Below are 12,395 nucleotides of genomic sequence, written 5' to 3'. Positions count from 1 at the left end.
ACCCCCTTGCCCGACGCCGTTCGCAGTCCGATAATCACCCGCATGCGCGAAATCGTATTCGATACCGAAACCACCGGCCTCGATCCCCGAACCGGCGACCGCCTGGTCGAAATCGGCTGCGTCGAACTGGTCAACCGCGTCGCCACCGGCGAAGTGTTCCACGCCTACTTCAATCCCGAGCGCGACATGCCGGCGGAAGCGGAAGCGGTGCACGGCCTGTCGGCGGTCTTCCTGTCGGACAAGCCGCTGTTTCGCGATGGCGTGACGGCGCTGCTCGAGTTCATCGGCGAGGATCCCCTCGTCGCCCACAATGCCGGCTTCGATTTCGGTTTTCTCAATGCCGAACTGGCGCTGTGCGAATTGCCTGCCGTATCGATGGGGCGGATGGTCGACACGGTCGCGCTCGCACGGCGCAAGCATCCTGGCGCGAAGCTGTCGCTCGATGCGCTGTGCACCCGCTACGGGATCGATCGTAGCCACCGCGTGAAGCACGGGGCGCTGCTCGATGCCGAATTGCTCGCCCAGCTTTACGTGGAGCTGACCGGTGGGCGGCAGATCGGCCTGGGGCTCGACGCCGAACTGGAAAGCGCGGCCAGCACGATCGCAGTCGCCGGCGCGCGGGTCGAGCGCGGGCCACGACGCCAACCCCGCCCCCATGTAGCAAGCGAGGCGGAACTGGCGGCACACCGCGCATTTCTCGCTCGTCTCAACGATCCGTTGTGGAGCCGCTAGGCGGTTCGCGCGTTAGAGGAGATACCAGCCGGCAAACGGCCAAGAACATTGAAGGAGTGACGATGGATATTCGCGTTTCGGGCCACCAGATCGATACCGGTTCAGCGCTTCAGGATCATGCGACGGATCGCCTGAACGCCATCGTCGAGAAATATTTCACCCAGGCCCTGTCGTCCCACGTCACGTTCGGCAAAGCGGGTAGCGCAATTTCCTGCGACATCGTGGCGCATGTGATGCACGGTCTCGTGATCAAGGCGCATGGCGAGGCCCATGACGCGCATCAGGCGCTGGATCAGGCCACGGCGAAGCTCGACAAGCAGCTACGCCGCTACAAGCGCCGGTTGCAGGACCGCCACACGCAGGCATCGCATACCCAGGCGGAAGAGGAAGCGGCCTATCGCATATTCGCGGCCAACGAAGCCGAGAATGACGACGAGGATGAAGCCGCCGACGCGCCGCTGGTGGTTGCCGAGACCAAGACCGACGTGCCCGAAGCGAGCGTGGCCGACGCCGTCATGATGCTTGACCTGCGCGACACGGCTGCGCTGTTTTTCAAAAATGCTGGCACCGGGCGACACAATATGGTCTATCGCCGCCGCGACGGTACGATCGGTTGGGTCGAACCGCACTAGGGCGACCCGCGAACGTGCCGGTTGCCTCTTCCCGATGCCGCCCGAGAGCGAGGCGATCGGCGGACACTGTGAAACACCGAAGGAACTCGAGCAGAAATGTACCCCTCCGTGCGTTTCCATCCGGATGCCGTTATCGAAGCTGCTGCCGGGGACAAGCCTGCCGTCCTTGAGGCGGTCGCCGATGCTATGGCGAGCGTCTACGGGCTCGACCGGGAAACCGTACTGGACTCCTTGGTCGAGCGCGAAGCATTGGGGAGCACCGGGTTCGGGAACGGGATTGCGATACCCCATGCGCGGATGGAAGGGCTAGAGCGCCCCCTCGCCGCGGTGATCCGGCTGGATGGCGCGGTGGATTTCGCGGCGGCCGACGCGATGCCGGTCGATCTCGTCTTCGGGCTGCTTTCTCCGGCGCAGGCAGGTGCGGATCACCTGCACGCGCTTGCCGCCATTTCGCGCATGGTGCGGGGCGAGGATATGCGTCGCGCGCTGATCGAGGCACCCAGCACCGAGGCACTCTATGCCCTCATCACCAACGCCACGGACCGTGACGCCGCCTGACCCTTCCGCGGGCGCGGACGGCCACCATCGCGCGCTGGAGCGCCTCTATGCGGCTGCGCCGGTCAATGCGCTGTTCACCTCATCGATAACCATCCCCGCGGCAGGGGAGGCCAGGCTTACCTTCTCCGTCGATGAAAGCGTGTATCATGCGGCGGGCGCGGCGCACGGTACGCTCTATTTCAAGATGCTGGACGATGCGGCCTTTTATGCCGCGAACACCCTGGTGACTGATCGTTTTCTGCTGACCACGTCCTTCAACCTGCATTTTACCAAGCCCGTTCGGGCCGGAGAAGTGGTGGCGGAAGGGCGCTGGATCAGCGGGCACAAGCGGATCCTCGTGGCGGAATCGCGACTGGTCGACGCCGATGGCGATGAGATCGGGAGGGGGACGGGTACCTTCATGAAATCGCGCATCCCGCTCTCCTCGCTGCCGGGCTATGCAAAAAGCGCGGACTAGCCCGGACGCAGCAAGGTGCTGCGCCGCGCGACTCGGTGTCGATCATGGATAGTCGCCTTCCCACTCACCTGGAGGTTGCCGCTATTCGGCGGCTGGCGGAGGCGCACGGCGGGACCGCAATGGTTATTGCCAAAGGTGACCGGGACGCCGGATCGATCCTTATATTAACCGTAAATCGTGGTGCCGATCCGCAATATTTGGAAAGGATGCCGCAGCTCGACGGAGGCCGGACTTGGACAGTAATTCCCGAGCAAACCGTTGAAAAATATAATGATTATGGATTGGAGCGGCATGCCCAAGACCCTGATCTCTGGGTGATCGAAGTGGGTGTCGCAGACGGGCCACAGTTCGCCGCAATTCTGCCGCATTAAGTTGACTTGAAAGCCGTGGCGCCTATTTGGCCGCCCATCTTCCGAACGCGCAGGCTTATCCGCAACGGCAATACGGCCGTGGGCTGAGCACGCAGACGGGGGGCGGCCGGCAGGCCTGCAACGAACCCAACTCTACAATGCCAATAACGCAATCGGGTTCCAGCCTGCGTCTGGGCGTTCACCGCCGTGATCCGTGGGACAAATGGGTCAGAAGAAATTGAAATTTGGCACCGCGGCGATCATCGCCACAGGTGTCGTTGGATTTTTCGGTGCCGAGGCAACCGGCGCCTTCGCCCAAGAGGGCGTACTGCAGACTGAAACTCTCTCGCTCGACACGGCGCAGGAACCCGCGCTGGTGGACGAGACCATGCCGGTCATGGTTTCGGAGCCCGTCGTGCAACCGCTGCCCGAGCCGGTGGCGACTCCGGAAGCCGATGAGGATTCCGCATCCTCGCTGCGCGAGCTCGTATCCGATATGGATACGCCCAAGCGCCTGTCGCGGGAGATGGAGTGCCTGGCCGGGGCGATCTATTTCGAATCGCGCGGCGAACCGCTCGAAGGGCAGCTCGCCGTGGCGCGGGTAATCGTCAATCGAGCCGAATCGCGTGTATTCCCCTCCGATTACTGCGGCGTCGTCTACCAGCGATCGCAGTTCAGCTTCGTGCGGGGCGGCCGTATGCCGTCCATCCGCCGCGCTTCGGGCGCATGGCAACGGGCGCGCAAGATCGCGCGCATCGCGCATGAGGACCTGTGGGACAGCAAGGCGCGCGATTCGCTCTATTTCCACGCCAAGCGCGTCCGGCCGAGCTGGAGCAACCGCAAGATCGCGCGCGCCACGATCAGCAGCCACGTCTTCTATCGTTGATATGGGGCCGGGCGGGTCCATGCCGGGCCGCCCGACGCTTCCCGCTCAGGTTCGATCGGCGATCTCGACCCACACGGGGGTGTGATCGCTGGCTTTCTCGCGCCCGCGATATTCCTTGTCCACGCCGGCCGCGACCAGCCGGTCGGCGAGTTCTGGCGAGAGCAGGCAATGGTCGATGCGAAAGCCATGATCGCGCTGCCAGGCACCGGCCTGGTAGTCCCAGAACGTCCAGATACCGCCCCGCGGATTGAGCGTTGCGATCGCATCGGTCCAGCCATCCGCCAACAGGCGCGCATAGGCATCGCGCGAGGCGGGCTGCATCAGCGCGTCGCTCGCCATGGCCTGCGGCGACCACACATCCTTGTCCTGCGGGATGACGTTGAAGTCGCCCAGCACGATGGCCGGGACTTCGCGCGCCCACAACTCCGCCATTCGCGCGCGCAGCCGCTCCATCCAGGCGAGCTTGTAGTCGAATTTCGGCCCCGGCTGCGGATTGCCGTTGGGTAGATAGAGATTGCACACCGTCACCCCGCCAATCTCGGCCTCCAGATAGCGGGCCTGATCGTCGTTGGGATCACCGGGAAGGCCGCGCCGGGTTTCGACCGGCTTCTCGCGGTCCGCAAGGATCGCCACGCCGTTGAAGCTCTTCTGGCCGTGCCAGATGGCGTGATACCCGATCTTTTCGAATTCGTCGGCGGGGAAGCTTTCGTCCTGGCTCTTGATCTCTTGCAGGCAGGCGACAGCTGGCCGTGTCTCTTCCAGCCATTCCAGCAGGCGGGGCAGGCGCGCCTTGACGCCGTTGATGTTGAAGGTCGCGATACGCATGGGCCGCTTCATGCCGCAGCCCAACGCGCGCGTCTAACTCAAATGCCGAAGCTGGAGCCGCAGCCGCATCCTGCCGCCGCCTGCGGGTTCTCGACCCGGAACGCCGCGCCGCCGAGCGATTCGACGAAATCGATGCGGCTGCCGGCGACGAGGTCGAGGCTGACCGCATCGACCACCAGCTTCGCCGGACCGGTTTCGCTGACGCTGTCGTCCTCCTCGATACCCTCGGCCAGCCCGAACTTGTATTGGAAGCCAGAGCAACCGCCACCTTCCACCGACAGGCGCAGCAGCGCCGGTGCGCCCTGCTTCGCAGCGATCGCGGCGACGCGCGCGGCGGCGGCGTCGGTCAGTTCGGGCACCTTGTGGGCGGTCAGCGTGGTTTCATCGGCCATGGTGCGAATGTAGTGTCGCGATCCCGCCTCCTCAAGCGCTCTGGATATAGACGCGCAACTGCTCCGCTTCTTCCTGCACGCGGTCGAAGCGGGATTTGACGAGGTCGCCGATCGACACGAAGCCGACCATCTTGCCATTGTCGAGCACGGGCAGGTGGCGGATCCGTCGCTTGGTCATCAACGCCAGCGCTTCGTCCACGCGCGTGGATGGCGCGACGGTTATGGCAGGCGAAGTCATCACGTCGGACACCTTGCGATCGAGACACAATGCCCCTTCGTTGGCGAGGCGATAGACCACATCGCGTTCGGAAAAGATGCCCGTGACTTCGCCGTCCTGCACGATCGGCAGCGCGCCGATCCGCTTGCCCGCCAGCAGGCCGACCGCGTCGCGCACGGCCATGGCGCCATCGCACGTAAGGATGTCGGATGGGTCGCGTTCAGCGATGATTGCGGCTATGTCCATTGGGTCTCTCCCTTCCCTTGCCCGACCGGTCGCGACCCATGATGCCACGGCGCGACCGCGATGGCGAATCGCGAGCGAGGAAGCACGCGCGACCATGCAATCGAAGTCACCCCTCGACGATCCCGAGAACGCCGCTTTCGCCTGGGCGCGCTATCGCCGCCTGCTCCGCTTCATGTTCGCGGTGACGGTGGCAGTGGTCGGGATCGCGATGACCCTGATCTATCTGCGGGTGGAGAACCTCTCGATCCACCTGTTCATCGCGGTGGGCCTGGGCATCACCGCTTCGATGATGCTGACGGGCGCGCTGATGGGCCTGGTCTTTCTTTCCAACGGCACCGGACACGACGCATCGATCGACGACCGGCTGGAAGAAGAGCGCACCCGAGGCGACTAGGGGCCGGGCGCGTCAGTCGGTCGGAGCGCGGAGACGAAATTCCTCGACCGGTTCGCCACCGATCAGGTGTTGCTGGATGATCGCCTCCAGCACCGGCTCGGTGCAGGAACGATACCAGACATTGCCGGGATGGACGACCGCGATCGGCCCCATGGCGCAGACCTGCAGGCAGTCCGCCTTGGTCCGCTGCACCCCGCCGGTCCCATCGGCACGCTTAGGCCCGGCCAGGCCCAGCTCCTTCAGCCGCCCCTTCAGGTAGGACCACGCCGCCTTGCCGGTGTCGCGGTCGCAACATTTCTGCTTCTCGGAAATCGAGCACAGGAAGATGTGCCGTTCGATCGCATCCCCGCCGATCTTGGCAAAGGCGCGCTGCGCCTTGCGCATCTTCTTGTCGCTGCTCATTACCAGGGCAATGTAGGGCAGGGCATCGCGCCCGCAAGCGCCGGGATCAATCTTCCTTGCGCGCGATCCGCGCGATTTCCTCGCGCACCAGCCGTTCGACCATCGGGGGCAGGTTCTCGTCCAGCCATTGCGCCAGCATCGGGCGCAGCATTTCGCGCGCGAGACCTTCCAGCGAGGTTTCGCCTGAGCGCACGATCTGCGGCTTCGCCCCCGGTTCCGCCAGCATGGCGAGCGCCGCCAGATTGTCGCGCATCGCATGGCGCGCCGATTCGGTGGTCAGCGGCGGCTCTTCCTCGTCCGCTCCGGGCGCGCAGCGATCCTCGTCCAGCACGTCTCCCACGCCCAGGTCCAGGACGTCTTCCGCCTCTTCCTCACCCGCAGGCTCGGGCGTCTCGGCGGCAGGGCGTGCCCCGCGAACCGGCGGGGCATCGCGCGCGATCACCCGCTTGATCGATTCGAGAATTTCCTCGACCGAGGCCTCTGAATGGTGAGGCATGCTTTAATCCCCCTGGACCGGGGCGGACTCCATCTCGGCCGCCGCATCGTCGGGAATTTCCGCAGTCTGTGCGGGAATGTCAACCGTTCGCGTCGACTGGGTTTCCGGATCGGAATCGCGGCTCCAGTCCCACCATTTGCCCTGAACCCGGTCGTAATTGGTCACCGGGTCGTAAAGCACCCCACCGTCGAGCCCCAGGTCGCGCGCCTCCGCCCGGCCCATCGCCGCCAGCAGCGAGAACCCGGCGACATAGGCGTTGCGCCGCGCGGTCACCAGCTGGGCGCGCGCGTTGAGCAACTCCTGCTCCGCGTTGAGCACCTCCAGCACGGTACGGTTGCCGATGGAATTTTCCGCCCGCACCCCCTCCAGGCTCAAGTCGGCGGCATCGACCGCGACTTGCGAGCTTTCAATGATCTGCAGCGCCGCGCGATAGCTGGACCATGCCGCGCGCACCTGGCTGATGATGTCGCGTTCGGTCGCGACCACCTGTTCCAGTGCCGCCCCCGCACGCGCCTGCGCCTGTCGCTGGCGCGCGGCGGGCAGCCCGCCCTGGAAGATCGGAATGGTGAACTGGACCCCGGCGGAGGCGGTGGTCTGCGCTTGCGTCACGACGGGGTTAATCTGGCTGCCCGCACTACCGAGATAGTTCGCATATCCGCCGCTGGTGAAGACGGAGAGACGCGGATAGCGGCCGGCCCCGGCGACATCGATATCGTAATCGGCCGCGTCGGCGCGCTCACGCGCGGCGATCAGGTCCGGATTGCTTTCGAGCGCGACGTCCACCGCCGTCTCGACCGAATCGGGCAGGTTGGGGAGCGGGGGCGGGGGCTGGAGGTCGGTCGGTGCCTCACCCACCAGCTGGACATAAGTTTCGCGCGCCGCAATCAGGTTCGCCTGCGCGTTGCGCAGATCCCCCTGCGCCAGCGCGAGGCGGGCCTGCGATTGCGCCACGTCGGTCCGCGTCAGCTCGCCGATTTCGAAACGGTCGCTGGTCGCCTGCAGATTGACGCTCAGCACTTCGACCTGATTGATATTGAGCCCGACCAGCGCCTGCGCCCGCAACACGTCCATGTATGCGGCCACGACCTGGCTGAAGATCGCGCTCTCCGTCGCACGCAGATCGGCGCGCCCCGCCTGGACGCGGGTTTCCGCCGCGCGGACGGAATTCTTCACCGCCCCGCCGGAATAGATCGGCACGGCCAGATCGACATTGGTGCCGAAGCTACGGCTGGGGGAATTGAAGCTGTTGCTGCTCGTCTTGACGTATTCGACATATTGCCCGGTGCCCGACACGTTGGGCCGACCTTGCGCCTTCTGGATGGGCACGTTCTCGTCCTCGGCGCGTTGCTGCGCCCGCGCCGCTTCCAGCGTCGGATTGTCGAGATAGGCGGAGAGAAGCGCCTCGCGCAGCGTGTCGGCCTGCGCCGGGGTCGCCCAGATGGCGGCCCCCGCCAGCAACACGGCAATCCCCCTCCCACACGGCATGTTCAGAAGCTCCAGCCCTTCGGTTTGTCGAATGCCGGAAGCCGGGGCAGCGCGATGTCCTGGATCGGCAGCAGGGCCAGTTCCTTGCCGCTGCGGCGACCCAGCGCGAGCCGGGGAAGGCCGCGATCGACCAGGCCGGTCACCAGCCGTCCGTCCTCCGCAACAAGCTTAGCCAGCGCGGCTGGCGCATGTTCGATCGCGCCGTCCACCAGCACCAGATCGAAGCTCTTGCGGCCCTTGTATTCGACGGTCTCTGCTGCGGGCATCGTCTCGACCGAGGCGACCAGTGGGCGCAGCAGGGCGGCGAGATAGGCGCTGCCATTGGTTACGACCAGGGCGCTGTCGGTCTTCTTCGGCCGCGCTTCCTCCAGCATCATTCCATGCGCCGGAGGCGGGGCGAGCATGCCGCCGTCCTCCAGTGGAATGGCGCGGTCCATGTAGCAATAGCCGCGCGCGGCGGGCGGCACGAAATCCTCGCGCGGGACGGTGCCCATCCGGTCCAGTACGGCGGGATCGTTGATGCCGCTGGTGCGCAGCTGGCTATCGATCATCGCTCGGCGGGCGGCGGCGAAATCAAGGGTGCGGGCGGCGGAATCGATCATCTGGGTCTCTGACAGCGTGTGTTACACGTGCAATACAGCACGTCAATGGTCTCTAGCTTGCGGCGCATGGCAGGCCAAGCGAATTGGCCCGTCCGGGCCTCTTTGCCGCTGCTGGTGTAGCCGCTAAGGCACCCTGCATGATCACCATCACCGAAGAGCATCTGATCGAAAGCGTGGCCGACGCGCTCCAGTTCATCTCCTACTACCACCCGATGGATTACATCCGCGCGCTGGGCGATGCCTACGAGGCGGAGCAGGGCGAAGCGGCGAAGGACGCGATTGCGCAGATCCTGACCAACAGCCGCATGTGCGCCGAGGGGCACCGGCCGATTTGTCAGGATACCGGCATCGTCAACGTCTTCGTCAAATGGGGGCAGAACTGCCGCCTCGAATCGGACCGCTCGCTGCAGGACGTGGTCGATGACGGCGTGCGCCAAGCCTACACCCATCCGGACAACAAGCTGCGCGCCTCGATCCTGGCCGATCCGGCCTTCACCCGCCGCAACACGCGCGACAACACGCCGTGCGTGCTGTCGGTCGAGATGGTGCCGGGCGATACGGTTTCGATCGACGTCGCGGCAAAGGGCGGGGGCAGCGAGAACAAGTCCAAGTTCAAGATGATGAACCCCAGCGACAACATCGTCGACTGGGTGGTCGAACAGCTCCCCAGCATGGGGGCGGGATGGTGTCCGCCGGGAATGCTGGGAATTGGCATCGGCGGCACGGCGGAGCACTGCGTTCGCCTCGCCAAGGAAAGTCTGATGGAGCCGATCGACATGGCCCAGCTGAAGGCACGCGGCGCCCAAAGCGAGCTGGAGCAGCTGCGAATCGAGATATTCGACGCGGTCAACGCGGAAGGGATCGGCGCGCAGGGGCTGGGCGGCCTCGCCACCGTGCTCGACGTTAAGATCAGGGACTGGCCCTGCCACGCCGCGGGCAAGCCGGTGGCGATGATCCCCAATTGCGCCGCCACCCGCCACGCGCATTTCACGCTCGACGGTTCGGGGCCGAGCTTCCTGGAGAAGCCCGACCTGGCTGCCTGGCCCCAGGTGCAGTGGGCACCGGACTCCTCGGCGAAACGAGTCGATCTCGACAATCTGACGAAGGAAGAGGTCGAAGGCTGGAACCACGGCGACCGCCTGCTGCTATCGGGCAGGATGCTGACCGGGCGCGACGCGGCGCACAAACGGATCAAGGACATGCTCGACCGCGGCGAGGAGCTGCCGGTCGAATTCGCGGGCCGGGCAATCTATTATGTCGGCCCGGTCGACCCGGTGATGGGCGAGGTGGTCGGCCCGGCCGGCCCGACCACCGCCACCCGCATGGACAAGTTTACCGAAACCATGCTCGATCTCGGGCTGCTTGCCATGATCGGCAAGGCGGAGCGCGGGGCCGACGCGGTGGAGGTCATCAGCCGGTTCAAGGTCGCCTACCTGATGGCGACCGGCGGCGCGGCCTATCTCGTCGCCCGCGCGATCAAGGAAGCGAAGGTCGTAGCGTTCGAGGATCTGGGCATGGAGGCGATCTACGAATTCACCGTGCAGGACATGCCCGTGACGGTCGCCGTCGATGCAGCGGGGAACAACGTGCACAAGCTGGCACCGGCCCGGTGGAAGAAGAAGATCGCGCGCGAGAAGCTGCTCGCCTGATCGATCCAGCCGGGTGCTCCCGGACGGGCGGCGGAACCTTTCCGGTCGGCGGCCATATCGATCTATCATGGCGATCGTCGCTATCTTCCTGCTCGGCATCGGAAATTTCGCGATGCACAAGGCGGTGCTGGAAAGCGGGCACCGCATGCTCAGCCAGGTTCCCGGCTATGTCCACATGCTGGGCGGGAAGGCCACGCTGCTGACCGAATTCCTCGCCCTGCTCGCCGCCATGCTGCTGGCGAGCACCGGCTGGACATGGGTGTTGTGGGCCTATTGCGGGTATTCGGCGCTGAACGGGATCGCCGCATGGCTCATTCTCACGGATCGCTTATGATGGAAGATATGCATTACAGCGCGACTGGGCCTGCGAAGGTGCCGCGCAAGCTTTGCCTGATCATCAACGACGCCAGTGGCAGCTACAGCGAAGAGGCGGTGGACGCACTGCGAGCGGACCTGGCGGATGCCGGGCTGACGGTCGCGCGCTGCATCACCTGTCCCGACCAGGACCTGCCCGAGCCCGCAGAGCTCGATGCCGACGATATCGATTGCGTTGCCGTGTTCGCAGGCGACGGCACGATCAGCGGCACGGTGAAATCGCTGTCGGGCTGGGGCGGGGCGGTCTTGCCGTTGCCGGGCGGGACCATGAACCTGCTGTGCCATCGCCTGCATGGCGAGGCGGAGGCCGGGGACATCGTCCGCACGCTGGCCGATGGGAAGGCCAAGCTGGTCTGTCCGCCGATCATCCGCTCGGACGAGGGGCAATCCCTCGTCAGCATCTCGGCGGGACCCGGGGTCCAGTGGTATCATGTCCGCGAAACCATGCGCGACGGCTCGCTGGGCGAACTGCTCAACGAATCGAGCGACGCGGTGGACCACACTCTGAACGGCCCGCAAGTGCTGTGCCGCCAGCCCCGGCTGGGGCGGAGCGAGGGGTATCCGCTGATCGAGCTCGTCCCGCTCGACCGGGAGGATGGCATCCGCATCGTCGGATACACCGCCGACACGATCGGAGGCTATATCCGGCAGGGCTTCGCCATCGCCACGCGGCATTTCCGCGACGGGCCGCACGAAGTCCTCGGCCATGCCGAGCGGATCGTGCTGGCGAATGCGCAAGGCGAGCAATTGCAGCTTTCCTTCGACGGCGAACCGACCTGCGGGGCCGCCGAAGTCGAATTCGCGGTGGATCGCTGTCCGGTAAAGCTGATAGCGGTCAAGGCATGAGCCAGACACTGCTGTTTCACATTTCCGACATCCATTTCGGGCTGGAGGACAATCGCGCGCTCGACTGGCTGAAGGACGAGATCGCAGCGCAGCGGCCCGATGCGATCGCGATCACCGGCGACCTCACCATGCGGGCCCGCCACCATGAATTCGATGCCGCGTGCGACTGGATTCGCGGGCTGGACGTGCCGGTGACGGTGGAGATCGGCAATCACGACCTGCCCTATTTCAACCCGGTCGAGCGCTTCCTGACCCCCTACAAGCGGTTCCGCGGAATCGAGGACAAGGTGGAGCAGGAGCTCGACCTGCCCGGCATTGCGATCGTGCCGCTGAAGACGGTCCGCCGCTGGCAGCCGCGGTTCAACTGGTCGAAGGGCTGGATCACGCGCCCGGCGCTGGAAAAATGCCTGCGGGCTATCGACACCCTGCCGAAGGGGATGCGCGCGCTTGTCGCCTGTCATCACCCCTTGCGCGAAGTGGGCACCACGGGGACCGCGCTGACGAAGAACGGCGAAGAGGCCCTGCGCGAACTGGCGAAGCGCGAGGTTGTCGGCGTGCTGTCCGGCCACGTCCACGACGCGTTCGACATCGTAGAGCAGACCAAAGCCGGGCCGGTCCGGATGATCGGCGCGGGTACGCTGTCGAAACGCACCCGCTCGACGCCCCCCGGCTTCAACGAACTGCATTGGGACGGGGAGCGCCTGGAGGTGATCGTCCGCAATCTGGAAGCGCTACCCACTCCGGACATGCAGATCGACGACGTTCCCGAAGACGCGATGCCGCCACGCGAACCCGGCGAACCGGTGGCCCCGGCGGGACGGGTGCCGCTTACCGACCCGCCTGTTCACTAA

Annotated in this window: 18 protein-coding genes; 11 read left to right on the top strand and 7 right to left on the bottom strand. The window is 65.4% G+C overall.

Translation table 11 applies throughout. From position 1 onward, the window contains the following. Positions 1–42 precede the first annotated feature (42 nt). The 6 genes from dnaQ (at position 43) to F7D01_RS06525 (ending at position 3,615) form a co-directional block, all read left to right on the top strand. Positions 43–732, top strand: coding sequence for a DNA polymerase III subunit epsilon (gene dnaQ, locus F7D01_RS06550; protein ID WP_215229387.1), 690 nt, complete (start codon positions 43–45; stop codon positions 730–732). Positions 733–794: 62 nt separating this feature from the next. Further along, on the top strand, positions 795–1,364 hold the full coding sequence (gene hpf / locus F7D01_RS06545; protein ID WP_215229386.1) for a ribosome hibernation-promoting factor, HPF/YfiA family: 570 nt from the start codon (positions 795–797) through the stop codon (positions 1,362–1,364). A gap of 96 nt (positions 1,365–1,460) precedes the next feature. Beyond that, a complete protein-coding gene (locus F7D01_RS06540) occupies positions 1,461–1,922 on the top strand; it encodes a PTS sugar transporter subunit IIA (RefSeq protein WP_215229385.1) in 462 nt (153 codons plus the stop codon). After that, on the top strand, positions 1,882–2,379 hold the full coding sequence (locus tag F7D01_RS06535; protein ID WP_215229384.1) for a PaaI family thioesterase: 498 nt from the start codon (positions 1,882–1,884) through the stop codon (positions 2,377–2,379). Before F7D01_RS06540 ends, F7D01_RS06535 begins: the two co-directional genes overlap by 41 nt. 44 nt (positions 2,380–2,423) lie before the next feature. Continuing rightward, positions 2,424–2,750: a DUF1491 family protein gene (locus tag F7D01_RS06530; RefSeq protein WP_215229383.1), complete on the top strand. Its 327-nt coding sequence runs from the start codon at positions 2,424–2,426 to the stop codon at positions 2,748–2,750. A 217-nt stretch (positions 2,751–2,967) separates the two neighbouring features. Further along, positions 2,968–3,615: a cell wall hydrolase gene (locus F7D01_RS06525; protein ID WP_251567129.1), complete on the top strand. Its 648-nt coding sequence runs from the start codon at positions 2,968–2,970 to the stop codon at positions 3,613–3,615. A 45-nt stretch (positions 3,616–3,660) separates the two neighbouring features. Here F7D01_RS06525 and xth read toward each other — a convergent pair whose 3' ends face one another. Genes xth through F7D01_RS06510 form a run of 3 tightly spaced genes read right to left on the bottom strand, consistent with a single transcriptional unit; the run spans position 3,661 to position 5,295 of the window. Further along, on the bottom strand, positions 3,661–4,440 hold the full coding sequence (xth, locus tag F7D01_RS06520; protein WP_215229381.1) for an exodeoxyribonuclease III: 780 nt from the start codon (positions 4,438–4,440) through the stop codon (positions 3,661–3,663). Positions 4,441–4,478: 38 nt separating this feature from the next. Further along, on the bottom strand, positions 4,479–4,832 hold the full coding sequence (locus tag F7D01_RS06515) for an iron-sulfur cluster assembly accessory protein (RefSeq protein ID WP_215229380.1): 354 nt from the start codon (positions 4,830–4,832) through the stop codon (positions 4,479–4,481). Between the two features lie 31 nt (positions 4,833–4,863). Next, positions 4,864–5,295: a CBS domain-containing protein gene (locus F7D01_RS06510; RefSeq protein ID WP_215229379.1), complete on the bottom strand. Its 432-nt coding sequence runs from the start codon at positions 5,293–5,295 to the stop codon at positions 4,864–4,866. Positions 5,296–5,389: 94 nt separating this feature from the next. Between F7D01_RS06510 and F7D01_RS06505 the strand changes: the two genes are divergently transcribed. After that, entirely contained in the window at positions 5,390–5,689 is a 300-nt protein-coding gene (locus F7D01_RS06505; protein ID WP_215229378.1) for a hypothetical protein, read from the top strand. A gap of 12 nt (positions 5,690–5,701) precedes the next feature. On the opposite strand, the gene F7D01_RS06500 is transcribed toward F7D01_RS06505, so the two are convergent. From F7D01_RS06500 to F7D01_RS06485, 4 genes are read right to left on the bottom strand one after another with little or no spacing between them, the layout of a single operon-like run. Then, complete coding sequence (locus tag F7D01_RS06500; RefSeq protein ID WP_215229377.1) at positions 5,702–6,091, bottom strand: ferredoxin; 390 nt, start codon at positions 6,089–6,091, stop codon at positions 5,702–5,704. Between the two features lie 46 nt (positions 6,092–6,137). Further along, positions 6,138–6,587, bottom strand: coding sequence for a DUF2497 domain-containing protein (locus F7D01_RS15380; RefSeq protein WP_215229376.1), 450 nt, complete (start codon positions 6,585–6,587; stop codon positions 6,138–6,140). Between the two features lie 3 nt (positions 6,588–6,590). After that, on the bottom strand, positions 6,591–8,072 hold the full coding sequence (locus tag F7D01_RS06490) for a TolC family outer membrane protein (RefSeq protein ID WP_215229375.1): 1,482 nt from the start codon (positions 8,070–8,072) through the stop codon (positions 6,591–6,593). 2 nt (positions 8,073–8,074) lie between these two features. Then, positions 8,075–8,674 (bottom strand): protein-L-isoaspartate O-methyltransferase, encoded by a 600-nt coding sequence (locus F7D01_RS06485; RefSeq protein ID WP_215229374.1) that lies wholly within the window; start codon positions 8,672–8,674, stop codon positions 8,075–8,077. Between the two features lie 137 nt (positions 8,675–8,811). Here F7D01_RS06485 and F7D01_RS06480 point away from each other — a divergent pair, with 137 nt between their 5' ends. The 4 genes from F7D01_RS06480 to F7D01_RS06465 all read left to right on the top strand — a co-directional run bounded on the left by F7D01_RS06480 (position 8,812) and on the right by F7D01_RS06465 (position 12,395). Then, positions 8,812–10,323, top strand: coding sequence for a fumarate hydratase (locus F7D01_RS06480; protein WP_215229373.1), 1,512 nt, complete (start codon positions 8,812–8,814; stop codon positions 10,321–10,323). A 67-nt stretch (positions 10,324–10,390) separates the two neighbouring features. After that, positions 10,391–10,657: a hypothetical protein gene (locus F7D01_RS06475; protein WP_215229372.1), complete on the top strand. Its 267-nt coding sequence runs from the start codon at positions 10,391–10,393 to the stop codon at positions 10,655–10,657. After that, positions 10,654–11,544: a diacylglycerol kinase family protein gene (locus F7D01_RS06470; protein ID WP_215229371.1), complete on the top strand. Its 891-nt coding sequence runs from the start codon at positions 10,654–10,656 to the stop codon at positions 11,542–11,544. Before F7D01_RS06475 ends, F7D01_RS06470 begins: the two co-directional genes overlap by 4 nt. Beyond that, on the top strand, positions 11,541–12,395 hold the full coding sequence (locus tag F7D01_RS06465) for a metallophosphoesterase (RefSeq protein WP_215229370.1): 855 nt from the start codon (positions 11,541–11,543) through the stop codon (positions 12,393–12,395). The genes F7D01_RS06470 and F7D01_RS06465 overlap by 4 nt, the downstream gene beginning before the upstream one ends.

It is taken from the genome of Erythrobacter sp. 3-20A1M, from assembly GCF_018636735.1.
GTDB lineage: Bacteria > Pseudomonadota > Alphaproteobacteria > Sphingomonadales > Sphingomonadaceae > Alteriqipengyuania.
This window is presented reverse-complemented; position numbering and strand designations above follow the sequence as displayed.

Bases quoted from the DNA above. Each gene is read 5' to 3' on its own strand.
- F7D01_RS06505 (WP_215229378.1), top strand. From the start codon at position 5,390: ATGCAATCGAAGTCACCCCTCGACGATCCCGAGAACGCCGCTTTCGCC.
- F7D01_RS06465 (WP_215229370.1), top strand. From the start codon at position 11,541: ATGAGCCAGACACTGCTGTTTCACATTTCCGACATCCATTTCGGGCTG.
- hpf (WP_215229386.1), top strand. From the start codon at position 795: ATGGATATTCGCGTTTCGGGCCACCAGATCGATACCGGTTCAGCGCTT.
- F7D01_RS06480 (WP_215229373.1), top strand. From the start codon at position 8,812: ATGATCACCATCACCGAAGAGCATCTGATCGAAAGCGTGGCCGACGCG.
- F7D01_RS06540 (WP_215229385.1), top strand. From the start codon at position 1,461: ATGTACCCCTCCGTGCGTTTCCATCCGGATGCCGTTATCGAAGCTGCT.
- F7D01_RS06470 (WP_215229371.1), top strand. From the start codon at position 10,654: ATGATGGAAGATATGCATTACAGCGCGACTGGGCCTGCGAAGGTGCCG.
- xth (WP_215229381.1), bottom strand. From the start codon at position 4,440: ATGCGTATCGCGACCTTCAACATCAACGGCGTCAAGGCGCGCCTGCCC.
- F7D01_RS06515 (WP_215229380.1), bottom strand. From the start codon at position 4,832: ATGGCCGATGAAACCACGCTGACCGCCCACAAGGTGCCCGAACTGACC.
- F7D01_RS06500 (WP_215229377.1), bottom strand. From the start codon at position 6,091: ATGAGCAGCGACAAGAAGATGCGCAAGGCGCAGCGCGCCTTTGCCAAG.
- F7D01_RS06490 (WP_215229375.1), bottom strand. From the start codon at position 8,072: ATGCCGTGTGGGAGGGGGATTGCCGTGTTGCTGGCGGGGGCCGCCATC.
- dnaQ (WP_215229387.1), top strand. From the start codon at position 43: ATGCGCGAAATCGTATTCGATACCGAAACCACCGGCCTCGATCCCCGA.
- F7D01_RS06530 (WP_215229383.1), top strand. From the start codon at position 2,424: ATGGATAGTCGCCTTCCCACTCACCTGGAGGTTGCCGCTATTCGGCGG.
- F7D01_RS06485 (WP_215229374.1), bottom strand. From the start codon at position 8,674: ATGATCGATTCCGCCGCCCGCACCCTTGATTTCGCCGCCGCCCGCCGA.
- F7D01_RS15380 (WP_215229376.1), bottom strand. From the start codon at position 6,587: ATGCCTCACCATTCAGAGGCCTCGGTCGAGGAAATTCTCGAATCGATC.
- F7D01_RS06510 (WP_215229379.1), bottom strand. From the start codon at position 5,295: ATGGACATAGCCGCAATCATCGCTGAACGCGACCCATCCGACATCCTT.
- F7D01_RS06535 (WP_215229384.1), top strand. From the start codon at position 1,882: ATGCCCTCATCACCAACGCCACGGACCGTGACGCCGCCTGACCCTTCC.
- F7D01_RS06475 (WP_215229372.1), top strand. From the start codon at position 10,391: ATGGCGATCGTCGCTATCTTCCTGCTCGGCATCGGAAATTTCGCGATG.